Consider the following 22,700-nt stretch of genomic DNA (forward strand, 5'->3'; position numbering starts at 1 on the left):
CTGGTAGAGCACTACCTTGCCAAGGTAGATGTCGCGAGTTCGAATCTCGTCTCCCGCTCCACAATCCCCCCCACACCCTTACTGGTGCTGGGGGGTTTCTCGTTGCCTGTGCTGTCTTTCTGCTAGCGGCACGACATGCAACATGCAAGAGACAGCAACAGCAGAGGAGGTCACCACCGAATACCGGGGTGACCTCCTCCTCACTGTGAATCCTTTGTCCTGCCTGGGTGGTGCCGAGAGCGGGACTTGAACCCGCACGCCTTGCAGCGGCCGATTTTAAGTCGGATGCGTCTACCATTCCGCCATCCCGGCCCATCCGCCCAGGGCGCGGTGCCAGAAGCGGACCGTTCCCAGGAACCCGCGCATTATAGATCACGAACGACGCCGCGCACGCGCAGGCTCGTGTCAGCGGGGCGGCCCGTCGCGGCGCAGGCGGCCATTCAGCACCCGCCACTGCTTGCGTCCGTACGCGTACACCGGGTGGGTCCACTGCCCGCCTACCGTGCCCTCCCGCAGGGCGTCCAGCAACTGCTGGGGCGTTTCGATGCGGCGGAACGGGGTTTCCACCCACGCTTCCCCGATGTCCCGCAGGGTGTGCGCGTCACTGCCGCCCGACATGGGCAGCCCCCGCTCCTGCGCCCAGGTGGCTGCCACGCGGTTCCAGTGCGGACGGGACAGGCGCGAGTTGAACGTCTCGACGATATCCACCTCATGCGCGATCCGCTCGGTCGCCTCGGGCCGCAGGCGGTACCGTTTGAGCGGATCGAAGCCATGTTGCAGCAGCACCAGCCCGCCCTGCTCGCGAATGGCGCGCACCGTGTCCTCCGGGGACAGCTGCGGCGGTATGCGCTCCGAGAGGAACAACCCGATCAACTCGCCCTCGCTGGTCGTGACCTCCTCACCCGCGATGACGCTCAGGCGGTCATCCAATCCCAGGTCCCGCACCATTTCCTGCAACTCCGGGCCGCCGCGCTGCTGGTCGTGATCCGTCACGGCAATCACGCGCGTGTTTGTTCGCAGCATCCAGTCCGGAATGGCCCGCAGCGGCGTGCGGCAGTCATGACTGACTTCCGTGTGCAGGTGCAGGTCCATCCGCATGACCTGCACACCCTCACGCCACACCACGTTGTTCGGCCGGCCCCCACTCACGCGCCCGCTCCGGGCACCAGCACGGACAGCGCCCCCGCCCACACCTCGATCCGCACCCGGCCCGACGCGCCCTGCACCGGCGGCCGCACCTCCGCATCCACGTGGAATGCCTGCCCCACGTACGGAATCTCGACCACGCCTGCCCGGTCCACCTGTACGCTCTCAAGGTCCGTGAACTCATCACGCGCCAGCGCCGCCAGGTACGCCAGCAGCCCCTCCCGCGCGCCCGCATCGATCCGCACCACGTCCAGCCGGCCGTCGCCCGGATCGGCGTGCGTCGCCAGCCGCAGCCTCGGCCCGGTCGCGTTCGTGTTCATGACCTCCAGCAGCGCCAGCGGCACCTCTGGCTCTGGCACGCCATCCACGCACAACGCCACGGGCGGCGGATCGAACTCCGTCAGGGTCGCCGTGAGCGCCTGCACCGCCCGCAACGGACTCTTGCCGCCCTCCGGATCGTACTCGGCCAGCACGTCCGCGAACGCCCCGCACCCGCACGCCTCCAGGAACAGATCCTCGCCCCACGGGGCCGTCACGCGCCCCAGATCGAACGGCCGCACGCCCGCCCCCGCGTACCCGGCAATCACGTCCAGCGGTTCGCCCTGCACGCCCAGCGTCCGGGCCACGTTGTTCGCCGTGCCCATGGGAATCACGCCCAGCGTCACGCCCTCACGCCCCGCAAGACGCACCGCCACGGCCCGCACCGTCCCGTCACCGCCCGCCACGAACACCGCGCCCCGCACGTCCGCGAGCGCCGCGTCCAGGTCATCCTCGCAACCCGTACTGCGGTACACCGGCGAGAACCCGATCCCCTCCAGCGCCGCCACCAGATCGTCCGGCGTGCAGTGCTCACTGCCGCCCGCCCCCGCATTGAAAATCAGGGTCGCGCTCCGCCGCTCGGGTGCTGCGGGAGTCGCCCCGGAACTCATGGCTGTCATGCGGCAACTGTACCCACTGGCACACCCCGCCGCCTTGAACAAACCCGAACGAACCCGCCCGTCAACACCCGCCCCTCAACACCCAGGCGGGCCGCGCCGCGTCACCCGGCCCGCTCCTCCTGCTCCCGCAGGGCCGCCCAGTCCTCGAACACCAGCGCCGGCAGCAGCGCGAAACTCCCCACGAACAGACTCGCCACCGCCGCCGGGACGCGCACGGGCGTCCGGCCATTCACCAGCAGGTACAGCGCCCCCAGCGTGCTGAGCGCCCCGATATCCATGAACATCACGCGCGTGAACGAACTGCGGCGCAGGCTCTCGCGCGTGCCCAGTTCCCCCGGACGCCGCCGCCCGAACACCGCCGTCAGCACCAGCATCAGCAGCAGCGACAGGAACAGACGAATCCGGGCAGGGGAGGGCCGCGCATAGTCAGAGAGGGGCATAGGGGTAGCGTACCCGCCCCGCCCCCGCAAGAGCGTGCGCTTTATTGCGGCTAGAACAGGTGACGCACCCGCCACGTCGTATCTGCACTGGTGGGCGCGTACCTGACGACCCCGACCGTCACGGTGGGAACAGCGCTCCGCTGGAACGTGGCATTGATGTCCCACTCCTTTCGGTTCAGGACACCGTAGAACTGCGGCACCTTGCCCTTCTGCACATAGATTTTTACTCGCTCCTCAAAGGCTGTCGGCTCGGCCCCGAAGTACGACTCGACCGGAAAGGAATGCCAGAAAGCCCAGCGATCCTGCCCATACCGGAAGATGTTGAGTTCCCGACCGCCGCCCGGCCCATCTCCACAACCGACCGTGAACGCCACCTCGCGCAGACCGTTCTGATCCACGTCCCGCAGTGTGTAGCCCTGCTGCACCCCGCAGATGTTCATGTTGATGGTGGGTTCCACAAGATCAGCCGTCAGGCCCTTCGCGCCGCTCAGGACGAACAGCAGCACAGGCGGCTCGGCCTCGTAGATGTTGAACACCGTCAGCCGCTCGGGGGTGCTTGACCGGAACGGGGCGGTTATCGTGAAGAGAACGTTCTTCGGTTGCGCGCCGGTGCTGTACGGCCACTTCTGCTTCAGGCCCTGAACTTCGGGCCGGGCGTTCAGCGTGCGGGCCAGGGTGGTCACGGCCTGCTGGTCGGCGGCGCCCAGTGCCGCGCTGGGCGTCTTGACCAGCGGATCATGCACCAGCGGCAGCTTCTGCACGTCCGCCACTGTCTGCGCCGCACCCGTGGACAGAACAAGGGACAGCAGCAACCCACCAAGCAACCGGAAAGGAGTCATACCTGGAAGGTAGCGCCTCCCACAACGGGGGCGAGACTCAACCTCGCTTGCGTGTAGGTGGTAAATGCAGTGTGGTTCCGCCAGATGGGGGCCCACTGGTTTTGCCCAGAAGCGCCGTGCTCGGCGTCCAATGGCTAAAGCAAAATCTGCCTGCCCGGTGAAGGGCAAGCAGACCAGCGAGCTAAATTTAAACTATTTCTCTACTTCACCCGCATTTGCTGTAGCCGCAGGCTTGGCATTTCAGGCAGCCTTCCTCGCGGATCACGGCGCGTTCCTCGCAGACGGGGCAGCGGTCGCGGCTCATGCCGTCCATGCTTTCCACGCTGACGCCGCTGGGCGCGGCGCTGGTGGGTGCGGGGGCGTCGGTGCTGCCTCCGGCGAGGGGGGGGAGCTGGGCGGCTTCCATGTCTTTCTGGAAGGTTTCGAGGGCGACGGCGATCAGGTCGGCCTTGCTGCCCACCAGGCGGCCGTTGTAGCTGCCGTACAGGCCGCCGTTGATGCCGCGCAGGGTTTTGATGATGGCCTGGGCGGGCACGCCGTGTTGCAGGGCGATGCTGACGACGCGGCCGAGGGCTTCGCTGTCGGCGTTGGCTTCGTCGCCGGCGCGGCCGCTGATGACCATGACCTCGACGGGTTTGCGGTCGAGGTGGTTGACCGTGACGAGGAAGCTGCGGCGGTGGCCGCTGGTGGGGTCCGTGAGTTTGATCATGTCGGTGATGCCGCTGAGGCGGGTGGGGCGCTGGTACACGGCGCGGGGGGCGGGCTGGGTGGCCTGCGCGGCGGCGGGAGCGGCGACCGGGGCGGGCGTGGCGGCAATCGGGGTGGGTGCGGGGGTGGCTTCAGCGGTCGTTTCGGTGCTGGCGGCGGGTTCTTCGGTCTTGTCTTTTTTCTTGCTGGTGCTCAGGACCTGGAACTGCCTGGAACCGTCGCGGTACACGGTGATGCCCTTGCAGCCGGTGCGGTACGCCTCGCTGTAGGCGTCCTGCACGTCCTGGACGGTGGCGTTGTTGGGGAGGTTGATGGTCTTGCTGAGGCTGTTCGCGGCGAACCCTTCGGCGTCGAAGGCGCACTGCACGACGCCCTGCATGCGGACGTGATCGACGGGTTTGATGTCGTGCGCGCAGACGAACACCTGCTGGAGCGCGTCGGGGATGAAGGGCAGGCCGACGACGCTGCCGTGGTTCTCGCTGACGGCCTCGGTGACCTTGTCCCAGTTCCAGTTGCCGTGGGGGTCCTGCATGCCGTCGGGTGCGGGGTACGTTTCGAGCAGTTCGACGAACAGCGGGGCGAGGAGGGCGCGGTATTCGCTGCCGATCTTGCGCCAGATGAACGGGCTGAACACGGGTTCGATGCCGGAGGAGACGCCCATGAGCATGCTGGTGGTGCCGGTGGGCGCGACGGTCAGCACGGCGACGTTGCGGCGGGGGGCGTGGGGGACCTTGTCGGCGTGGCGTTCGTACACGGGGTACACGCCGCGTTCCTGCCCGAGGTTCTCGCTCTCGGCGATGGCTTCTTCCCGCAGGGCGCTCATGATGTCGTAGATGACGCGGCGGCCGGTGTCGCTGTCGTACCGCAGGCCCAGTTTGATCAGGGCGTCCGCGAGGCCCATGACGCCCAGGCCCAGGCGGCGCAACTCGCTACTGGCCACGCGGTTGTCTTCCAGGGCGAACACGTTCACGTCCAGCACGTCGTCCAGGAAGCGGACGGTGGTGCGCACGTCGGCGCGGAAGGCGGTCTCGTCGAAGCGGCTGTCCCTGACGTACGCGGCGAGGTTGATGGCGCCCAGGTCGCAGGGCTCACCGACGGTCAGGGGGATCTCGCCGCAGTTGTGGGCCAGGATGCCGTTCGCGTCGAAGGCGTGAACGCCTTCCACGGTGACGTCGTACACGGCTTCTTCACCGTCGGGCTGGATGCTGACGATCTCGTCGCTGAAGCGTTCGCGGTTCAGGTCGCGGGTGTACGCGGCCAGTCGGTCGTTCAGCTGGGCGGCCTTGCGGGCGTCCCGGAAGTTCACCAGTTGCGCGAAGGTGTGCAGGTTGCTGCCGCTGACGATCAGTTCGTGCTGCGCCTGGATGGCGTACTGGGCGGCGCCGCCTTTCCCGTCGGGCAGGGTGTGCGTTCCGGCGGGACGGCGTTCGGTGTGGAGGCTGCTCAGGATGCCCAGGCGGGCCAGCATGCGCTGGGCGCGTTTCAGGAGGGTCAGGTCGGACTGCGCGAGGCGCACGCTGACGCCCTTGGCCTGGGTGCCCTGCACGCTGCCGTCTGCGTCGAACAGGCCCTGCAGCACGCCCCGGTAGAACTCGAAGCCGCCCTGTTCGATCTGGTCGGTCAGGGTCTTGTGCCCGTGCGTGACGCCGTACTTCGCGGCCAGTTCTGCCAGCGCCTCGCTGTTCAGGCGGATGCGGGCGCGCTGTTCGTCGTCGCTGCGCCAGAGTTTCTTGACGGCGCCCATGCGGCTCAGGGCGCCCTGTGCGGCGTCGGCCAGGGCGTGGCGTTCCTCGCCCCAGAAGCCCAGCGCGGCCATCGGGCGGGCCTTGTCCGTGATGAACGTGCCGTCGCCGATCAGGCTGCCCAGCAGCCAGCCCTCGCTGCGGTTACCGGCCCCGGCCCAGGGGGTCACGTCGCGGTGGTCGTTGAGCATGATGCGGTCTCCGGCGTTCAGGGTGCCGGTTTCCACCCACTGCGTTTCCTGGGTGTCCCGGGTCTGCCGCACGACTTTCAGCAGCTGGTGGTTGTCCGTCAGGCGCAGTTCGTACCCGCGCCGGGTGGTGACTTTCAGGACGGGTTTCACGCCCGTCAGCCAGAAGCCGCCCCGCGCGTCGAAGGTCTCGCCGTTGACCGTGGCGCAGAAGTCCTTGCCGATCAGGTGCTGCACCTGCCGCGCGCCCATGGCCGTGCTGACCCACGTGTCGGCCGTCACGCAGGGGTTGGTGGAGCGGATCTCGTAGCGTTTGCCGAGGTTCTTCAGGGCGCTGTACTGGTTGATGCGGTCCACGAAGATCAGCCCCGGCTCGCCGGTGCTCCAGGCGTGCTGGGCGATCTGGTCCCACAGCCACCGGGCGGGGATGCCGGGGCGGGTGTCGGTCGGGTCGATCTTGCCGTTGCTGGCGGTGGTGTACGTGGGCACGCCGCGCGCGCCGTCTTCCGGGCGGTCGGGGAGAGTGGGGAGCGTGCCGGTGTAGGGTTCTGCCTGGGGGTGCAGGGCGTACTTGCCGGGCACGTCCTGCACGCCGACGTGCCAGAGGGCGTCGCGTTGCAGGGCGTCCCAGAATTTCTCGGTGACGAGGATGCTGATGTTGAAGGTGCTGATGTCACCCTCGGCGGCCTCGCGGTCGAGGTCCTTGGCGGTCAGGAAGTCCAGGACGTCCGGGTGCTCGATGCTGATGGTGGCCATGCCCGCGCCGCGCCGGGTGCCGCCCTGACGGACGACGCGCAGGACGGGGGCGTACACGAAGCGCAGGGTGTTGATGGGGCCGCTCTGTTCCGCGCCGAGGTTGGCCCATTCCAGGAAGTTGTCGAAGATTTCGAGCAGGAAGCTGACGGGGCCGCTGCTGGTGCCGCCCGAGCCCTTGATGGGCGCACCTTCGGGTCGCATGCTGCTCAGGTCGATGCGGGGTTCCAGGCCGAGTTTGCCGTCGTCGGCGATCTTGCGGGCCGCGTCGATGATGCCGCCCATGTCGTCCGGGACGGCCTGCACGCCTTCAGGCATGGCTTTCACGACGGCGACGCCGTTGGCGCGGGCCAGGGCGACCAGTTCGGGGTTGATGACCTGTCCGTACACCACGCGCGTCCAGTTGCGCACGGCGACGGGTTGCTTGTCACCGTCGGGTTGCGTGGGGGGCCGCATGAGGCCCTCGATGAAGTCGGTCACGTCGGGGTGGGCGGCGCTCATGTACGCCCAGCCGCGCACGCCGGCGTCGGGGCGGCTGCCCTGCGCGCGGGGGGTGTACACGTCGAGGTTCACGCCGTTCCCGCCGCCGACCTTGGTGACCAGAGCGAGTTTCCTGGCGACTTCCATGACGCCCTCGAAGGTGCTGGGGTCGTGTTCGGTGGCGCCCTGCACGAAGCAGTTCAGGACGTTGCCGTGCGAGGTTCCGGCCCCGGCCAGGACGCGGCCGCCGGGGCAGAATTTCTTCTCGGCCATCAGGTCGTAGTACTTCTGCGCCCAGTGGTCCCGCGTGCTCTCGGTTTCGGCCCCGGCGACCCAGGTGGCGATGCGGCGGAACATGCCGCTCAGGTCGCCGTCACCGCTCTGCAGGTACTGCCGCCGGGCGATGTGGTGGGCGTTGTCGTCGAAGTTGGTCAGGGGCTGGGCGCTGAGGGTGGTCACGGTGGTTCTCCTTGCGGGTGTGGGGTGGGGGAATCACAGCATGAAACCGCCGCCGACCCGGTGGGGGCCGTGGGGTTGGGCTGCTGTGGTGGCCGGTGAAGTGGGCCGTTCCTGAGATGGCTGACTGTACCACCCGCCCGCAGGACGTACAAGCACTTGTACGTGCATTCGATTTGAGGTACAAGATGCTGCGAAAAAGGCTGCATGAAGCCCCGCTAAAGCCCCTGTGGGACGCAGGAAAACACCCCCCCGACCGTGCCGCCGGGGAGAAGTGGGCAGGCTCAGTCGAGGTGTTCGGGTTTCGCGTCGCGCGTCATCAGTTCCGCCAGCGCCGCCTGCGGTGTCCACGCGCCCGCCGCGACCTGCGCGACCGCCCGCACGATCGGCAGGTCCACCCCCTGCGCCTGCGCCCAGGCGTCCAGCAGGCCCGCCGTGCGCAGCCCCTCCACGACCTTCCCCCCCTGACCGGGATGCTCGCCCAGCGCGATCGCCTCACCCGCCGCGCGGTTCCGGCTGTGGCGACTGGTGGCCGTGGTCACCAGATCACCCAGACCGCTCAGGCCGTACACCGTGTCCTCCTGGCCGCCCACGGCGCGCAGGTACCGGTCCATCTCGCGCAGACCGCGCGTGATCAGCGCCGCCTTGGCGTTGTCACCCAGCCGCAGGCCGTCCACCATGCCCGCCGCGAGCGCCACCACGTTCTTCAGCACGCCGCCCAGTTCCACGCCCGTCTCGTCGGGACTGGTGTACACCCGCAGCGCCGGGGTCATCAGGGCCGCCTGCACCTCCTGCGCGAACGCCGCGTCCCGGCTGGCGACGACCGTCGCGGCCGGCAGGCCCCGCCCGACCTCCTCGGCGTGATTCGGGCCGCTCAGGACCGCCACCCGCCCGAAGCCCAGGCGGCGTGCCAGGACCGTCAACTGCCCCCCGTCCGGTCCCAGGCCCTTGGCGCACAGCACCACGCCCAGCCCGCGCGGCAGCCCGGCCAGCAGGTCCGGCACGCCCACGCTCGGCACGACCACCAGCGCGAACCCTGCTCCCGCCACCGCCCCCGCGAGGTCCGGCGTGACCCGCAGGTTCGCGGGCAGCGTCACGCCCGGCAGGTACTCCGCGTTCACCCGCTCGCGGTCCAGTTCGGCCGCGAACGCCTCCCGCCGCGCCCACAGGGTCACCGGGCCGTTGCGCGCCGCGTTCACCGCCAGCGCCGTACCCCAGCCGCCCGCGCCCAGCACCGGCAGGCCCAGCATAGGCAGGCCCTGTGCTGACAGTCCCGGCACGCTCACTCGTTCCCCGCCCAGGCGAACACCCACACGCGCGGCGCGTCCGGTTCCGGCGGCGCGTAATCCGGGTACTCCACGATCTCCCACCGCGCGAACCCCGCCCCCGCCAGCAGCGGTTCCAGGTCCGCCGGGTCGTACCCGCGCTCCCGGTGCGTCTCCACGAACTCCAGTTCACCCACCCGGCAGAACGCCTGCACCACCCCCAGATCCGCCTCCGCATCATGATGATGAGACCAGTGGTAATGCACCTCGCCGCCGTCCGCCATGGGCGCCAGACCCTCGATCGCGTCCCCCTCCCACAACTCCCGCACGCCCACGCGCGTGTTCACGTCGAACGCGAACAACCCGCCGGGCCGCAGGTGCGCCCGCGCCCGCCCCAGCGCCGCACCCAGATCCTCCGGCGTCAGCAGGTTGTTCAAACTGTCGAACACGCACGTCACCAGCGAGAACCGTTCCGGCAGCGCGAACGACCGCAGGTCACCCTGCACGAACGGCACGCCCGGCAACCGCGCGCGGGCCTCGCGCAGCATCTCCTCACTGAAATCCAGGCCCGTCACATCCAGACCCGCCGCGCGTAACTCCCGCGTGAACCCACCCGTGCCGCACGCCAGGTCCAGCGCGCCCCCCGACCCATCCAGGCCACCGTCCCGCGCGAACGTCAGCACGAAGTCCGCCCAGTGGTCGTACTCCACATCCGCCATGATCGCGTCGTACACGGCGGCCAACGCCGTAAATGGCTGCCTCTGCATGCCCGCGAGTATAGGCCCCGCGCGCCCCACCCCACCCCGCATGAGAAACATGGCAAGAAAGACGGTCTGTCGCCGCCCCGACCTTCCCGCGTACCGTGAACACACTAGGAAACACACCAGGACACGCCCACCACCCACCCCGGAGGCCCCCATGAACCGCTCCGCCCACCTGATCGCCATCGCCGCCCTCGGCACCCTCACCCTCAACGCCTGCACCCTCGCCGGGAACCCCGTCCGCAAGGACGTCACCGGACAGCTGCGCGGCTTCGCCGCCGAACAGAACATCCGCCTCGCCATCGTCGGCTACAACAACGGTCAGTACACCTCCGACGGCACCCAGGGCCAGATCATCGACCGGTTCCTGACCGGCGGCTACTCCCTGGACCTCCCCACCAACGTCCCCTACGGCTACTACCGCGTCGTCGCCTTCCGCGACGCCAACAACAACAGCCGCTACGACGCCGGAGACACCGTCCTGAGCAAAGACAACGGCAAACGCCTGATCCTCGCCCAGCGCGACAACCAGTTCCTCGCCGGAACGAAAACCGGCTGGAACCTCACCGACGGCCAGGGCAACGTGCAGACCATCCTCCTGAACAACTACGACCTCGACGCCCAGTAACAGCGCACCCAAAACAGGAGAGGGGAGGCCACGCTGCCTCCCCTTCACTCATGCCAGCAACTGCTCCAACTCCAGCTGCCGCGCTTCCAGCACGTCTTCCGGCACCACCGGCTCCCCGGCCCGCACCGTCACGCCCTCCAGCGGCACCCAGCTCACGCAGCCCAGCATCCCCGCCGACTCCGGCAGCGACAGCGGCTCCAGCAGCGGCCGCACCCGCAACAACAGCGCATGCACCCACGGACGGTTGCGGTACTGAAAGCGCCGCTCAATCGCCGCGCCCGTCAACGCCTGCAAAGACTCCAACCTGAGGGCCTGCTCCAGCGACTCGACCTTATGCACCGCCACCACCTCCGCCAGCGCCGGAAACCCGATCACACCCGGCTGCGGATCATCACGCAACAGCGACTGGTACTGCGGCTGAAGCTCCACCGGATTCTGGTGCAGAAACGTCGGATACAGCAGGAACGAGCGGTGCTCCACCTCAAACCCATCATGCGTCTCCATGATCCCACCCTTCCGAACCAGGAGAGAGAGAGTGCCTTGGGTCAGGAGGCGGGACTGAGTGTCCCATTCTTTCAGGGCAGAGAGGGCAGCAGACATGCCGGGTAGCATAAAGAAAAAGCGCCCCGAACGGGACGCACGAAAGGATAAGAAGGCCGTCAATTGCTGAACGTGAACTCACGCCCAGAAAGCGATTTGACCTTCACGGCGTAACCGTCAGTGCCGACCTGAAGGACCTCGCAGGTCACCACCGACTGAGGCCAAGTGGCTGAGGCACCCTCCTGAACGTACAGAGCATCCGCACAATCGGCTGGAAGGTCCGCCGTCTTGTTCGACGGGTCGTTCGTCAGCCAGGAGGTGGCGTACCCCAGCATGTGCTTGCCGTAACTTCCGGTCACGCCATCATGCCCCTTGTTCCGCGCAGCCAGCGCGTTAGGCACGAGCACAGCCGCCAGCACACCGATGATGGCAATGACGATCAGCAATTCTATAAGGGTGAAACCCTGCTGATAAGACACTGGAGCTCCTATAGAAAAACCGCCCAACCGGGCGGTCTTCTGGTAACGCGGGAATATTACTTGGTTTTGCTGACCTTAGAGCCATCGTAAGCGAACTCACTGCCACTGTCCATGACAAGCCCGATGGTGTAATCGTCGGCAGCGCCAACCGTAATCGTGCAGCTGGTCACGCCGGCCGGGAGGTCTGCTGCTTTCTTACCCTGTGCGGTTTGGCAGGGCTGCGTGGCGGATTTGAGAGCGGCAGAAGTAGCAGCTTTCGCTGTAGCATCGGCGCCCGTACCGTAACCACCGTCTGTGATCTTGCCGGTCACGCTGTCGCGGTTGGTTTCCACTGCAGTGATGGTGTTGCGGATGAAGCTCTGGGCGGCGCTCTCGTTAGCCTTGGTGCGGGCGCTGAGCAGGTTGGGAATCAGGACAGCGGCGAGGATACCGATAATGGCGATGACGATGAGCAGCTCAATGAGGGTGAAACCCTGGGTGTTGTTTTTCATGATGGATCCTTCAGGCGTTTCGCAAACATTCCTCTCTCAACAACTAGGCAGCCATCGAGAGAGGAATGTTGGTGGGATTATTTCAGGTCAGTCGCAGCGATGGCAGCGGCGCCTTTCTTGATCGATTCGCCATCATAGTTGAAGAAGGTCTTGTTGTCCTGCATCTTCAGGGTCACACCGTAGTTGTCTTTGGTGCCATAGATGACGGAGCAACTCGTCACGCCAGCCGGCAGGTCAGTCGTTGCCTTGCCTTGCAGGACAGCACAGTCCGTCTTCGTGTTATCAAGTTTTCCACTGACACTGTCACGGCTCGTCTCCACCGCAGTCAGGGTGTTACGCACGAAGCTCTGGGCGGCGCTCTCGTTGGCTTTGGTGCGGGCGCTGAGCAGGTTGGGGATCAGGACGGCGGCCAGAATGCCGATGATGGCGATGACGATGAGCAGCTCGATGAGGGTGAAGCCCTGGGTGTTGTTCTTCATGCTGTTCTCCTGGGTGCGGCGGGTCCGGATAAGGTATGTATGGTCCAGTCCTGCCTGCGTATGGCTTTGGCAGGTGCGGGTGTCTCCCGTCCTTGCTGTGTTCAGAGTACGGTTGGGTTTCTCACAGGAGTCTTACTGAATTGCGAGTGTGGGAACAGTGCTCGCCGGGCAGGCATTCCTGGGTTTTTCGTGATCCGGGAATGGTTTTCGGGTTGTTTTGAACTTGCTTGCTGCTCTGTAAGAGTCTGTGAGAGGCGGCTTCAGGGTGTGTGGGGTGCTATGCTGCTGGGCAGTTCAGCCGGGGCGGGTTTGTGACCCTGGCGAATGGGACCCTGGTGTCCCCACACTTATTTGAATTTGTGGTCGCGTGCGCGGCGCTGGGTTCCCTTGGGGCCGTGGCGCGCGCCGTGTGCCGGAAGAGAGGCTTGTCTTGGAACTCACGCCGCGCGTTCCGCCGCACAGTAACGACGCTGAAATCAGCGTGCTGGGCAGCATTCTGCTCGATAACGACACTTTGAATCAGCTGGGGGATTCGGTCGCTCCGGAGATGTTCTACCGCGAGGGGCACCGCAAGATCTTCACGGCCATGCGCACCCTGCAGGAGCGGGGTGAGCCGGTGGACCTCGTGACGCTCAGCGAGGACCTGCGCGTGAAGGGGCAACTGGACGAGGTGGGCGGCCTGACGTACCTGATCGGCCTGTCGGATCAGGTGCCCACCGCCGCGTACGCGGAGCATTACGCGCGCATCGTGCAGGAGAAACACACGCTGCGCGCCCTGATCAGTGCGTCCGGGAAGGCGATGCAGCTGGCGTACGAGGGACAGTTGCCGCTGGAGGACCTGCTGGACCGCGCCGAGAAGATGATCTTCGAGGTGGCCGAGCAGAAGAAGAAAGGCGAGGCGTACCAGGCGATGAACGAGGTCGTCACCGAGACCTTCGAGTACATCACGCTGCTCCACCAGAACAAGGGCATCCCCGACGGCGTGAGCAGCGGTTTCCGTGACCTGGACGAGCAGATCAGCGGATTGCAGAAGGGCAGCCTGAACGTGCTGGCGGCGCGTCCCTCGATGGGGAAGACGGCGTTCGCGCTGTCCATCGCGCAGAACGTGGCGTTGCGTGGCGAGAAGGCGGTCGCGGTGTTCAGTCTGGAGATGCCGGCGGTGCAGCTGGCCCTGCGCATGCTGTGCAGTGAGGCGCGGGTGGACATGAACCGCATCCGGAGTGGGCAGCTGAACGAGCGTGATTTCGAGCGGTTGGCGCACGCGGCGGGTCGTCTGGCGGACGCGCCGATGATCATTGACGACGAGGCGGATCTGACGTTGAACGGTCTGCGCAGCAAATTGCGCCGGATCGCGGCGCAGCACGGGCAGCTGGGGCTGGTGGTGATCGATTACCTGCAGCTGATGTCGGGCGGTAAGAGCAGTGGCGGCAGTGATAACCGGCAGCAGGAGATCAGTACGATTTCGCGTGGTCTGAAGGGTCTGGCGCGTGAGATGGAGGTGCCGATCATCGTGTTGTCGCAGCTGTCGCGCGCGGTCGAGCAGCGTCCGAATCACCGGCCGATGCTGTCGGACCTGCGTGAGTCGGGGGCGATCGAGCAGGACGCGGATATCGTGATGTTCATCTACCGTGACGAGTACTACAACAAGGAGACGGATCAGCAGGGCATCGCGGAAATCATCATCGGGAAGCAGCGTAACGGGCCGGTCGGCACGGTGAAGTTGCAGTTTCACAGTTCGCACGTACGGTTCAATGATCTTGCGCCGGAGGGAGTGTAATGGCGGAGGATCAGGCGAAGGCGGCAGGTCAGGCGGGCGGGCAGCGCAGGCGCAGGCGGCGGCGGGGCGGGAGTTCGCCCGCGCAGCCCCGGCCGGGTCAGGTGACGAACACGACGGCGGTGCCCACGCCGGCCGCGCCGAGCAAGCGCGGGCAGAAGCGGCCGCTGGCGGACCCGCGCATCGGGGTGGGGTGCATCGTGCTGCGCGGCGACGAGATTCTGCTGGTGCGCGAGCGGGGCCGCTGGTCGCTGCCCAAGGGCGGCCTGGAGTCCGGTGAGCTGGTGCAGGACGGCGCGCGCCGCGAGACCTTCGAGGAGACGGGGCTGGTCGTGGAGTTGCGGGATCTGGCGTTCATCGTGGAGTTTCAGGCGGTGACGTGGGGGCATCACCTGCAGTTCTTCTACACGGGCCGCGAGGTGGGCGGGAAGCTGGAGCCGCGTGACCCGGACCGGGACGTGCAGGAGGCGCGCTTCGTGCCGATCCGGCAGTTGCGGGAGTTCATCCGCTTCCGGCCGCGTCTGGTGGCGCTGGAGACGTGGTTGCGTGAGCGTCGGCCCCGGCATTTCGTGTTCAATCTGGATAAGGAACCGGCGATGCTGCGTAAGCGGCGCCGGGTCGGTGATCCGTTGCCGGGCGCGCGGGGTCAGGAGCCGGAGTTCACGGACGAACCGGACCTGTAGGCGGCTTCCGGCAGGTGAGCATGGGCGGCGTCCTTCTGCGGAGGTCGCCCGCTGCTGTGAGGCGCCGCCGTGGGTGGGGCGGGTGGTTCCGGGGTGCGTTTGACACCCGCGCGCACTCTGTTATCATCAGAATATGAAGCGTCTGTTACGTAAGGAGGCCGATCCGTTGCCGTCCAGCGGACGCGGGTACATCCACGTCTGCCCCCACTGCCACCAGCCCCTGACCCTGCACGACCTGCGCGACGGCGACCAGGCGTACTGGTGCCACGCCTGCAACCTGGGCCACCGCGCCAGCGACCCGCCCCTGAACGCCCTGAAACGCCTCCCGCAGACCGGCTGACACCCCTTCCTGCCGCCTGCACTCCGCTATGCTGGGCGCATGACGCAGCAGTTCAACCTGAGGCCCCCCCGCCAGGGCCACCTGAGCGAAGTCCTGGCCGGTCAGGTGATCGCCGTGACCGGCGCCGACCAGGGGTACGGCCGCACCATCAGCGCCGCGCTGGCCAGCGCCGGAGCCAGCGTCGTCCTGATCGGAGCGAACAGCGACACCCTCGCCACCGCCGCCAGCCACCTGGAGCACACGGGCGGGCACGCCATCCCCATCAAGGCCGACGTGGGCGTGCCCCTCGACTGGCTCAGCGCGCAGAACCGCATCCTGGAAATCTTCGGGGCGCTGCACGGCATCGTGCACCTGGCCGACAAACGCTCGCACAGCGAATTCACGTCGCTCAGCGAGAACGAATGGATGGACCTGTTCAACTGCAACCTCAAGAGCACCGTCGGCATCACGCAGATCGTGCGCCGCCGCCTGCCCGGCACGTGGCTGACCATCATCGGCCCGCACCTCGACGAGCGCGGCCTGCAGGTCAACCCGCAACGCGGCGCGCTGCGCGGACTGGTCGAGCAGGCCCACACCGAGGACCTGCGCCTGAACCTGCTGCTGCCCGGCCGCGCCAGCAGCGGCGACGACACCCTGGACGCCCCCCTCGCGAACGCCGTGCTGGCCCTGGCCGCGCCCGGCATGAAGCACCTGCGCGGCAACGTCATGGACGTACCCATGCCCGCCATCCCCAAAATCCGCGCGCTGGACGCCTACCCACTGTGAACCGGGCCGCCCGACCGGAGTCCGCGTGAGGTGCCCGTACTGCTCGGCGCCCGACAGCAAGGTCGTGAACTCCCGGCCCAGCGACGACGGGGCCAGCATCCGCCGCCGCCGCGAGTGCCTGAACTGCACGCGGCGTTTCACGACCTACGAACGCGCGCAACTCGAACCGCTGATGGTCGTTAAACGCAGCGGCCCGCGCGAGGCGTTCAACCCCGACAAGCTGCTGCGCGGCCTGACGCTCGCCAGTGAGAAACGCCCGGTCGATCCGGCCGCGCTGCGCGCCTTCGCGTACTCCTTCGAGGACGAAGTGCAGGCCGCCGAGATTCCCGCCACCGAGATCGGCCGCCGCGCCATGACCTTCCTGCGCCCCCTGGACGACGTGGCGTACATCCGTTTCGCGTCGGTGTACCGCGACTTCGACAGCCTGGAACGCTTCATCGAGGAAATCCGGGGCCTGAAAGACCGCGACGACGCTGGCCCCACCGACCCCACCCGGGAACCCTGAACGTCACCCCAGGTCAGAGGGGCGCGCGGCCCGGCCGTTCGCTGCCGCTCAGGTCAGCGGGACGCGGGTAGGCCTCGATCTCGTTCTCGGGTCTGCGTCCACGCACGCCGCTGAGCAGCGCGCGGATCTGCGCGAAGTCCGCCTCGATGTTCCCGGTGGGCGTCACATACCCGATCACACCGATCCGCCGGCGCGGCCAGTCCACGACCGTCACGCCGATGGGAATACTGGCCTGAAGCGCCATGTAGTAGAACCCGGTCTTCCAGTACTGCCCGGCGCTGCGGGTGCCTTCCGGCGCGACCAGCATGATGATCTCGCGTTCACGGTCGATCACGCTGACCACGGCGTCCACGAAGTTCCCCCCGGCGCGGCGGCGGTCCAGCGGCATGCCGCCCACGGCCCGCATGAACACCCCCACCGGAAAACGGAACAGTTCGCGTTTCGCCACGAAATGCAGCGGAATGCGGGTCGACCACTTCCAGAACAGGCCCGGCCAGAAATCCGCGTTACTGGTGTGCGGCGCGGCCGCCGCGATGAACTTCGGGCCGGGCGGCGGGGGCAGCAGCGGCGTCCAGCCGGCCGCACGCAGCAACCAGCCCGCCACGCGGGAACCGAGAGAATGCTGCTGACCGGGCCACAGAGGAGACGACATCTGCATTCAGTATAGAAACCGTGACCGGCCCGCCGCCTGAACTGGGACTCGGTTCACGAAGTTCACCCGGTGCCAGTGAGCGCCGCGCAGTCGCCTCAGCGTTTGCTGCGGCCGCGCGAGACGGGACGCTCCTGCCACGCGGCCAGCAGCAGAGACACCACGATCACCAGACCAGCCAGTAACAGTTCCATGCAGGCATTCTCCTTTTCTTCACCTGACGTTAAGGTCACACACCGGCGGGCCGCTGTGAAAAACCACCCAACGTCCGCCCGGTCCGGTCAGCCCCCCGCCGTCACGACAGGCCAGCCAGATCCTCAAACCCCAGCCCGGCCGCGTCCAGCGTCGCCCAGAACGCCCCGGCCTCCACCGGCACCACACTCAGACGCGACCCCCGGCCCGTCAGCGGCGACCCCTCCCACTCCGGCATGCTCCGCAGCGCGTCCAGCGGCACCACACCCGGAAACGCCACCACCGGCTCCACATCCACCATGCTCCAGCGCGGCGCGTCCACACCCGACTTCGGATCGAAGTACGCACTTGCCGGATCGAACTGAAGATCATCCGCGTACGCCTCCCGGCAGACCCGCGCCACGCCCACCACCCCCGGCGGCCGCGCGTTCGAGTGGTAGAACAGGCACAGGTCGCCGTCACGCATCTCCCGCAGGAAATTCCGCGCCTGATAGTTCCGCACGCCATTCCACGGCTCGCGCCGCACCCGCACCAGATCAGGAAAACCGAACACATCCGGCTCGGACTTGAGTAACCAGAAACGCATGAAAGGCAGCCTAGAGCATCACCCGCCCGGCTGATCCGTGACCAATGGCGGCAGGGGGATGGGTTGCTCCCCCTTGAAGCCGACCATCATCCCGCCCCAGCTGTACCCATCCGCGTTATTGGGCACGTGATCCAGTGGCATGACTGCCACGTACATCCCGCGTGGCTGCGCCCTCTTCGGTTCGGTGGATGTTCCGCCAAACCAGGCGCTGTCACGTTCTGGGTCCACACGCAGCCGGTACAGGACACTCCACTCGTTGAGCTGGAGGGGCCGGTGGGCCGTCATGATGCCGTTCTCGCCGTCCGGTGGCACGACCCTGGAAACGGTGGTCGGCGGTTGCGTGCTCAGCCGGTCTTTGACCACATGCAGGCGCACACTGGGATTCGCGCACGCTCCGACGATCATGCCGCCCGGCCCGCTGTAGCCACTCATGCCCGAGTTCTCGAAGGGTGAGGGCAACCCGTACCCGGTCTTGTAGATGCCGCTGCGTTCCTGACCGCCACAGGTCATGCGCCACGTGCTCAGCAGGACGCGTTCCTGATACCGGTAACTGCCGGGAATGCGGCCCGTGAAGTTCTGCTCCTCGTCTTGCACGAGGTTCTTCGTGGACAGACTGACCTGTTCTGGACGGTACTTATCTTCAGTGCTGCTGACGGTCACGTACAGCACGGCTTTCGTGCCGCGTGGGTAGGTGAGGGTCACGCCCTGGTACGTGCCGCGCGGGGCGTCCTTGTCACTGAACAGGGCGTTCACGTCCTGCTGGTTCATGGGGCCGAACTGCGCGCCTTCACGCGGGGGAAGCCACTCGCGGTACGCGGTCCAGCCCAGGCCGCCCATGAGGAGGGCCGCCAGCGTGAGCCACCCGGCGCGGTGCGTGAAGGCGTGTCCCAGCAGGCCCCGGTTGACGGGGTGTGGGTCGCCCATGCCGCGCACGGCGAGGTACTCGGCTTCCTCGGGCGAGAAGCCGTGCGCCTGATGCTCCTGCATCCGTTCGGTCAGGTGCGCGCGGAGTTCGGCGGCGGCGTCCAGACGTTCGGCTCTGGGCAGGCCGCGCGTGGCGCGGTGGATGTAGGCGTCGGCGCTCAGGGGGCGGCGCGGGCGGGGCAGGCGGCGGGTCATGCAGACCGCCGGGGCAGGGCGCGGGTCAGCAGGGCGTCCAGCGCGCCGCGCAGCGTCTGCCATTCCTGGCGTTTGGTGTGCAGGGCCTCGCGGCCGTCGTCGGTGAGCTGGTAGACCTTGCGGGGCGCGCCTCCCCGGTCGCTGGGTTGCCAGTCGCTCTCGATCCACCCGGCTTTCACGAGGCGGTGCAGGGCGGGGTAGAGGCTGCCCTCGCGCAGGTCGAACAGGCCGCCGCTGCGGTCGTTGACGTGCTTCAGGATGTCCAGGCCGTAGCGGGGCTGGTCCTGAAGGGCGGCGAGCAGGGCGAGGTCGAGCGTGCCGGATTTGAGTGGGTTCATGGGTGTGCCTCCGGGCAGTGTCTTGCTCTGCAAGGTAATGAGGGGCCGGTATCTTGTCAAGCAAGATTGTCGGGGCGTGTGTCCGGCCGCCTTCGGTTCCTTCGGCCACCGTCCGGGCAGCGCGGCCGCTCTACACTGGCGGCGTGCGCGCCTCGCCCTGGCTTCCGGTTCTGTTGATCCTCGCGCTGGCCGCCTACCTGCTGCCAGACGCGAAGCTGCCGTTCGGCCAGCCCTCCTTCCAGGTGGGTCCGGCCCCGCAGGCGCAACCCCCCGCGCTGCCCAACCAACTGAGCGCACAGACGCGCGAGGTGTTCACGGCCTCACGCCCGGCCACGGTGCGCGTGGAGAGCCTGAACCCCGACACCCGCAACGCGGGCCTGGGCACCGGCTTCTTCATCAGCCAGGACGGGCTGGTGCTCACGGCGTACCACGTGGTCAGCGGCGGGCGGTTGTTCCAGATCAGTACCCTGAGCGGCAAGACGTACCCGGCCACCGTGACCGCCTTCGACGCGCAGGCGGACGTGGCGCTCCTCCAGGTGACCCGCGCCCCGGACGGCGGGTTCCCGTTCCTGCCGCTCGCGCCGCGCGCGCCCCGCGTGGGCGAGGCGGTCCTGGCGATCGGGAACAGCGGCGGCGATTACCTGCAACCCCGCCAGGGCACCCTGCTGGGCCTGAACGCCCAGGCGGGCCGCGCGGACTTCCCGCAGGGCACCCTGGAAATGAACGCGCCCCTCTCGCCCGGCGACAGCGGCGGCCCGATCCTCGACCCGACCGGGCAGGTGATCGGCGTGGTCAGTTACATCAGCCTGGACGGCAGCGGTCAGACGCGCCGCAGTTACGCCGTGCCGGTCGAGGAGGGCAGCGACCTGATCACGGCCCTGCGCGCCGGAGAGAAACGCGACGTTCCCGTCGTGGGCCTGATCCTGGACCCCGTGCACAGTGGCCGGGTGGGCGGCGCAGTCGTGAGCGGCATTGCCCGCAGCAGCCCCGCCGAGAAGGCCGGGTTGCGGGGCAGCACCTTCGACCGGGACGGCACCCTGACCGGCCTGGGCGACGTGATCACCAGCGTGAACGGCCAGCGCACCGGGGACGCCGATCAGGTCATCACCGCCATCCGCCGCGCGCGGGTGGGCGACACCATCACGCTGGGATTCACGCGGGACGGACAGCCGCGCACCACGCAGATCACCCTGGTGCCCCGGGCCAGCGTGCCCGACCTTCAACAGTAGGCGGCGGGAACCGGCGCGGCATGAACGCCTCTGAACGCAGCGCCCACCCGCACGTCATGACCGGCGCGCAGACTGGGGAGATGTCGAGAGCATTCGTGAAAGAAGACGAGGGTGAACGCTGGTCCCCTCCCACCGCGCCCCGCGCGTACCGCATCCTGTGGAACGGGTACGGCACCGAACCGGAAGTCATGAAAGAAACCGACGATCTCCTGGAAGCCCTGCAATGGATGGGCAGCCGCGACCGCCGCGAATTCGAGATCCGCGACCTGCGCGGCGTGCTGCTCGCCACCGGCTGAGCACACCGGCACCAGGGGAGGAGGACAGCGGCGGTTTCTGCGCCCGCTGTCCTCCTCTCGGTTCACACTCCGGCCCGACGTTGTTGTGGATCCCGGCGCTGCACATGACCGGGCCGCGTGCCGTCTTATACGGACTCCGTTTGTTTCGCCAACAATCCGGAACGTCACCGGATTGCCGGCTCCACGTCCGGAACCCGTTTCTCTCCTACTCGCTTCGCTCGGATTGAACAGGCTTTGCAGCCCATTCAATCGGAGTCCGTATTACCAGGCGCCTTCCAGCGTCACGCGCGCCGTGCCCGCGAGGCTCTGGCCGGGGTGCAGGACGCGCAGGTCCACGCCCGCCACGCCCTGCGCCGCGAGGTTGAACGCGTCGGTCGCGTGCGATACCGGTTCGACGGCCAGACTGCCGTCCGGGGCGGTGAACACGACCACGTGCGAGTACACGTTGTCGGCCGTGACGGTCAGCGCCCGCTCGCCCCAGTCCAGGCGGGCCAAGCCGTCCCACGCGGTGTACGTGCGGTCGATGTGCCGCTCGCCGACCGGGCTGGGCGCGCGGTAATCCTCGGCGGGCTGCACGGGCCGCGCGCCGCCCAGCGTCAACAGGCGTTCGTCGGTGTCGTACGTCAGGTCCGCGCCCACCTGTAACGCCGGGTCCACGCCCTCCTGCACGCGCGCGAAGTACGGGTGCAGGCCCAGCCCGGCGGGCATGTCGGTCGTGTCCTCGTTCGTCAGGGTGACGGTCGTGTCGAAGTGCGGGCCGTGCAGGCGGTACTCGACGTGCGCCGTGAACGCCCACGGCCAGTTGATGTCCGCAAAGGCGCGGCTGTCGAACGTGCAGCGCAGGTGCGAGTCCGACACCCGCTCGACCTGCCACGGGCGGTTGCGTACGTCCCCGTGCTGCGCCAGTCCGTCTTTCGTGTTCACGCGCAGGGGCACGTCGCGGCCCGCGAACGTGAAGTGCGCGTCCCGGATGCGGTTACTGAACGGCAGCAGCGTGAAACTCGCGCACTGACTGCTGGTCTGCACGTCCGACAGGTCCACGTGCCGCATGACCGGGCGGCCCGACGCGGCGCGCAGGTTCAGGATGCTGGCCCCCATCTCCGGCAGGACCTCCAGCTCGAAGGCGGGACTGGCGACACGCTCGACGCGCAGGGTCAAGACCGTCCCCGCGTCGCCTCGAACAGCAGGATGCCTGCCGCGACCGACGCGTTCAGGCTCTGCACCCGCCCGCGCACCGGAATGCTGACCAGCGCGTCGCACTTCTCGCGGACAAGGCGGCGCATGCCCTCGCCTTCCGCGCCGATCACCAGCGCCACCTTCCCGCTGAAATCGATGCGGCGCACGTCCTCGGCCGCCTCGCCCGCCGCGCCGTACACCCACACGTTCTCCTGCTTGAGCTGCTCGATCAGGCGCGGCAGGTTCTTCGTCTGCGCGACCGGCAGGTAACTCGTCGCTCCGGCCGCCGTCTTCGCCACGACCGGCGAGAGCGGCGCGCTGCGGCGTTCCTCGACGACCACGCCGTGCGCGCCCAGCACCTCCGCGCTGCGGATGATCGCCCCGAAATTCCGGGGGTCCGTGATGCCGTCCAGCAGCACGATCAGCAGGTCCTCGCCGCGCTGCTCGGCCAGCGCCAGGATGTCGTCCACGTCCGCCCAGGCCATGTCCTCGACCTCGGCCATCACGCCCTGATGCTGCGTGGTGCCCGCCAGCTGATCCAGCTCGATGCGGGGCGCGAAACGGAGTTTCACCCCGGACGCCTTGAGCTGCGCCACGAACGCTTCCTCCACACCACGCGCGACCAGCACCTCGGACACGCGCCCGTCCTGAAGCGCCTCTAAAACCGGATTCCGACCGTACAGCAACATGAGGGCAGTGTACCCGCCCCGCCCGC

25 protein-coding genes and 1 tRNA gene are annotated in these 22,700 nt (G+C 67.7%); 8 read left to right on the top strand and 18 right to left on the bottom strand.

Annotation, left to right across the window (positions count from 1 at the left end; translation table 11 throughout):
- Window positions 1-228 precede the first annotated feature (228 nt).
- The 8 genes from IEY70_RS17510 to IEY70_RS17545 form a co-directional block, all read right to left on the bottom strand.
- Window positions 229-312, bottom strand: a tRNA-Leu gene (locus IEY70_RS17510).
- Between the two features lie 93 nt (window positions 313-405).
- Window positions 406-1,098 (bottom strand): PHP-associated domain-containing protein, encoded by a 693-nt coding sequence (locus IEY70_RS17515; protein ID WP_189066360.1) that lies wholly within the window; start codon window positions 1,096-1,098, stop codon window positions 406-408.
- A gap of 47 nt (window positions 1,099-1,145) precedes the next feature.
- Complete coding sequence (locus IEY70_RS17520; RefSeq protein ID WP_189066328.1) at window positions 1,146-2,084, bottom strand: diacylglycerol/lipid kinase family protein; 939 nt, start codon at window positions 2,082-2,084, stop codon at window positions 1,146-1,148.
- 101 nt (window positions 2,085-2,185) lie between these two features.
- Window positions 2,186-2,524 (bottom strand): hypothetical protein, encoded by a 339-nt coding sequence (locus IEY70_RS17525; RefSeq protein WP_229778035.1) that lies wholly within the window; start codon window positions 2,522-2,524, stop codon window positions 2,186-2,188.
- Between the two features lie 50 nt (window positions 2,525-2,574).
- The gene (locus IEY70_RS17530) at window positions 2,575-3,363 is read right to left on the bottom strand and encodes a hypothetical protein (protein WP_189066329.1); all 789 of its coding nucleotides are present in this window, start codon (window positions 3,361-3,363) and stop codon (window positions 2,575-2,577) included.
- 205 nt (window positions 3,364-3,568) lie between these two features.
- Window positions 3,569-7,693 carry a ribonucleotide reductase barrel domain-containing protein gene (locus IEY70_RS17535; RefSeq protein WP_189066330.1) on the bottom strand — a complete coding sequence of 1,375 codons (4,125 nt, stop codon included), beginning with the start codon at window positions 7,691-7,693 and terminating at the stop codon, window positions 3,569-3,571.
- 281 nt (window positions 7,694-7,974) lie between these two features.
- Window positions 7,975-8,940 carry an NAD(P)H-dependent glycerol-3-phosphate dehydrogenase gene (locus tag IEY70_RS17540; protein WP_189066362.1) on the bottom strand — a complete coding sequence of 322 codons (966 nt, stop codon included), beginning with the start codon at window positions 8,938-8,940 and terminating at the stop codon, window positions 7,975-7,977.
- A gap of 32 nt (window positions 8,941-8,972) precedes the next feature.
- Window positions 8,973-9,722: a class I SAM-dependent DNA methyltransferase gene (locus IEY70_RS17545; protein WP_189066331.1), complete on the bottom strand. Its 750-nt coding sequence runs from the start codon at window positions 9,720-9,722 to the stop codon at window positions 8,973-8,975.
- A 151-nt stretch (window positions 9,723-9,873) separates the two neighbouring features.
- Between IEY70_RS17545 and IEY70_RS17550 the strand changes: the two genes are divergently transcribed.
- Window positions 9,874-10,344, top strand: a complete 471-nt coding sequence (locus tag IEY70_RS17550) for a hypothetical protein (protein WP_189066332.1) — start codon at window positions 9,874-9,876, stop codon at window positions 10,342-10,344.
- Window positions 10,345-10,392: 48 nt separating this feature from the next.
- On the opposite strand, the gene IEY70_RS17555 is transcribed toward IEY70_RS17550, so the two are convergent.
- From IEY70_RS17555 to IEY70_RS17570, 4 genes are all read right to left on the bottom strand, one after another.
- Window positions 10,393-10,944 (bottom strand): DUF1802 family protein, encoded by a 552-nt coding sequence (locus IEY70_RS17555; protein ID WP_189066333.1) that lies wholly within the window; start codon window positions 10,942-10,944, stop codon window positions 10,393-10,395.
- A gap of 59 nt (window positions 10,945-11,003) precedes the next feature.
- Window positions 11,004-11,330 carry a type II secretion system protein gene (locus tag IEY70_RS21385; RefSeq protein WP_373290814.1) on the bottom strand — a complete coding sequence of 109 codons (327 nt, stop codon included), beginning with the start codon at window positions 11,328-11,330 and terminating at the stop codon, window positions 11,004-11,006.
- Window positions 11,331-11,419: 89 nt separating this feature from the next.
- Window positions 11,420-11,854 (bottom strand): prepilin-type N-terminal cleavage/methylation domain-containing protein, encoded by a 435-nt coding sequence (locus IEY70_RS21080; protein WP_189066334.1) that lies wholly within the window; start codon window positions 11,852-11,854, stop codon window positions 11,420-11,422.
- A gap of 77 nt (window positions 11,855-11,931) precedes the next feature.
- Complete coding sequence (locus IEY70_RS17570) at window positions 11,932-12,333, bottom strand: prepilin-type N-terminal cleavage/methylation domain-containing protein (protein ID WP_189066335.1); 402 nt, start codon at window positions 12,331-12,333, stop codon at window positions 11,932-11,934.
- Between the two features lie 430 nt (window positions 12,334-12,763).
- On the opposite strand from IEY70_RS17570, the gene dnaB reads away from it, so the two are divergent.
- The 5 genes from dnaB to nrdR all read left to right on the top strand — a co-directional run bounded on the left by dnaB (window position 12,764) and on the right by nrdR (window position 16,400).
- Complete coding sequence (dnaB, locus tag IEY70_RS17575) at window positions 12,764-14,110, top strand: replicative DNA helicase (RefSeq protein WP_189066336.1); 1,347 nt, start codon at window positions 12,764-12,766, stop codon at window positions 14,108-14,110.
- Window positions 14,110-14,790, top strand: coding sequence for an NUDIX hydrolase (locus tag IEY70_RS17580; RefSeq protein ID WP_189066337.1), 681 nt, complete (start codon window positions 14,110-14,112; stop codon window positions 14,788-14,790). The genes dnaB and IEY70_RS17580 overlap by 1 nt, the downstream gene beginning before the upstream one ends.
- Before the next feature lie 133 nt (window positions 14,791-14,923).
- The gene (locus tag IEY70_RS17585; RefSeq protein WP_189066338.1) at window positions 14,924-15,130 is read left to right on the top strand and encodes a hypothetical protein; all 207 of its coding nucleotides are present in this window, start codon (window positions 14,924-14,926) and stop codon (window positions 15,128-15,130) included.
- Between the two features lie 39 nt (window positions 15,131-15,169).
- Window positions 15,170-15,895 (top strand): SDR family NAD(P)-dependent oxidoreductase, encoded by a 726-nt coding sequence (locus IEY70_RS17590; protein WP_189066339.1) that lies wholly within the window; start codon window positions 15,170-15,172, stop codon window positions 15,893-15,895.
- Between the two features lie 25 nt (window positions 15,896-15,920).
- Entirely contained in the window at window positions 15,921-16,400 is a 480-nt protein-coding gene (gene nrdR, locus IEY70_RS17595; protein WP_189066340.1) for a transcriptional regulator NrdR, read from the top strand.
- A 13-nt stretch (window positions 16,401-16,413) separates the two neighbouring features.
- On the opposite strand, the gene IEY70_RS17600 is transcribed toward nrdR, so the two are convergent.
- From IEY70_RS17600 to IEY70_RS17615, 4 genes are all read right to left on the bottom strand, one after another.
- Entirely contained in the window at window positions 16,414-17,052 is a 639-nt protein-coding gene (locus IEY70_RS17600; protein WP_189066341.1) for a 1-acyl-sn-glycerol-3-phosphate acyltransferase, read from the bottom strand.
- Window positions 17,053-17,344: 292 nt separating this feature from the next.
- The gene (locus tag IEY70_RS17605) at window positions 17,345-17,827 is read right to left on the bottom strand and encodes an EVE domain-containing protein (RefSeq protein ID WP_189066342.1); all 483 of its coding nucleotides are present in this window, start codon (window positions 17,825-17,827) and stop codon (window positions 17,345-17,347) included.
- Window positions 17,828-17,845: 18 nt separating this feature from the next.
- Complete coding sequence (locus IEY70_RS17610) at window positions 17,846-18,946, bottom strand: permease prefix domain 1-containing protein (protein ID WP_189066343.1); 1,101 nt, start codon at window positions 18,944-18,946, stop codon at window positions 17,846-17,848.
- Window positions 18,943-19,284, bottom strand: coding sequence for a PadR family transcriptional regulator (locus IEY70_RS17615; RefSeq protein ID WP_189066344.1), 342 nt, complete (start codon window positions 19,282-19,284; stop codon window positions 18,943-18,945). The genes IEY70_RS17610 and IEY70_RS17615 overlap by 4 nt, the downstream gene beginning before the upstream one ends.
- A 143-nt stretch (window positions 19,285-19,427) precedes the next feature.
- Between IEY70_RS17615 and IEY70_RS17620 the strand changes: the two genes are divergently transcribed.
- Entirely contained in the window at window positions 19,428-20,513 is a 1,086-nt protein-coding gene (locus tag IEY70_RS17620; RefSeq protein ID WP_189066345.1) for a S1C family serine protease, read from the top strand.
- 20 nt (window positions 20,514-20,533) lie between these two features.
- Window positions 20,534-20,809, top strand: a complete 276-nt coding sequence (locus IEY70_RS17625) for a hypothetical protein (protein WP_308425538.1) — start codon at window positions 20,534-20,536, stop codon at window positions 20,807-20,809.
- Window positions 20,810-21,070: 261 nt separating this feature from the next.
- On the opposite strand, the gene IEY70_RS17630 is transcribed toward IEY70_RS17625, so the two are convergent.
- Both IEY70_RS17630 and rlmB read right to left on the bottom strand, forming a co-directional pair.
- Window positions 21,071-21,967 carry an aldose 1-epimerase gene (locus IEY70_RS17630; RefSeq protein ID WP_229778036.1) on the bottom strand — a complete coding sequence of 299 codons (897 nt, stop codon included), beginning with the start codon at window positions 21,965-21,967 and terminating at the stop codon, window positions 21,071-21,073.
- Complete coding sequence (rlmB, locus tag IEY70_RS17635; RefSeq protein WP_189066346.1) at window positions 21,964-22,674, bottom strand: 23S rRNA (guanosine(2251)-2'-O)-methyltransferase RlmB; 711 nt, start codon at window positions 22,672-22,674, stop codon at window positions 21,964-21,966. Before rlmB ends, IEY70_RS17630 begins: the two co-directional genes overlap by 4 nt.
- Between the last annotated feature and the right edge of the window lie 26 nt (window positions 22,675-22,700).

The sequence above is a fragment of the Deinococcus seoulensis genome, from assembly GCF_014648115.1.
Lineage (GTDB): Bacteria > Deinococcota > Deinococci > Deinococcales > Deinococcaceae > Deinococcus > Deinococcus seoulensis.

Coding starts and splice junctions, on each gene's coding strand:
- IEY70_RS17580 (WP_189066337.1), top strand. CDS start 14,110: ATGGCGGAGGATCAGGCGAAGGCGGCAGGTCAGGCGGGCGGGCAGCGC.
- IEY70_RS17615 (WP_189066344.1), bottom strand. CDS start 19,284: ATGAACCCACTCAAATCCGGCACGCTCGACCTCGCCCTGCTCGCCGCC.
- IEY70_RS17625 (WP_308425538.1), top strand. CDS start 20,534: ATGAACGCCTCTGAACGCAGCGCCCACCCGCACGTCATGACCGGCGCG.
- IEY70_RS17545 (WP_189066331.1), bottom strand. CDS start 9,722: ATGCAGAGGCAGCCATTTACGGCGTTGGCCGCCGTGTACGACGCGATC.
- IEY70_RS17520 (WP_189066328.1), bottom strand. CDS start 2,084: ATGACAGCCATGAGTTCCGGGGCGACTCCCGCAGCACCCGAGCGGCGG.
- IEY70_RS17570 (WP_189066335.1), bottom strand. CDS start 12,333: ATGAAGAACAACACCCAGGGCTTCACCCTCATCGAGCTGCTCATCGTC.
- IEY70_RS17540 (WP_189066362.1), bottom strand. CDS start 8,940: ATGCTGGGCCTGCCGGTGCTGGGCGCGGGCGGCTGGGGTACGGCGCTG.
- IEY70_RS17530 (WP_189066329.1), bottom strand. CDS start 3,363: ATGACTCCTTTCCGGTTGCTTGGTGGGTTGCTGCTGTCCCTTGTTCTG.
- IEY70_RS21080 (WP_189066334.1), bottom strand. CDS start 11,854: ATGAAAAACAACACCCAGGGTTTCACCCTCATTGAGCTGCTCATCGTC.
- IEY70_RS17610 (WP_189066343.1), bottom strand. CDS start 18,946: ATGACCCGCCGCCTGCCCCGCCCGCGCCGCCCCCTGAGCGCCGACGCC.
- IEY70_RS17550 (WP_189066332.1), top strand. CDS start 9,874: ATGAACCGCTCCGCCCACCTGATCGCCATCGCCGCCCTCGGCACCCTC.
- IEY70_RS17555 (WP_189066333.1), bottom strand. CDS start 10,944: ATGTCTGCTGCCCTCTCTGCCCTGAAAGAATGGGACACTCAGTCCCGC.
- IEY70_RS17605 (WP_189066342.1), bottom strand. CDS start 17,827: ATGCGTTTCTGGTTACTCAAGTCCGAGCCGGATGTGTTCGGTTTTCCT.
- rlmB (WP_189066346.1), bottom strand. CDS start 22,674: ATGTTGCTGTACGGTCGGAATCCGGTTTTAGAGGCGCTTCAGGACGGG.
- IEY70_RS17600 (WP_189066341.1), bottom strand. CDS start 17,052: ATGTCGTCTCCTCTGTGGCCCGGTCAGCAGCATTCTCTCGGTTCCCGC.
- IEY70_RS17590 (WP_189066339.1), top strand. CDS start 15,170: ATGACGCAGCAGTTCAACCTGAGGCCCCCCCGCCAGGGCCACCTGAGC.
- IEY70_RS17525 (WP_229778035.1), bottom strand. CDS start 2,524: ATGCCCCTCTCTGACTATGCGCGGCCCTCCCCTGCCCGGATTCGTCTG.
- IEY70_RS17585 (WP_189066338.1), top strand. CDS start 14,924: ATGAAGCGTCTGTTACGTAAGGAGGCCGATCCGTTGCCGTCCAGCGGA.
- IEY70_RS17515 (WP_189066360.1), bottom strand. CDS start 1,098: ATGCGGATGGACCTGCACCTGCACACGGAAGTCAGTCATGACTGCCGC.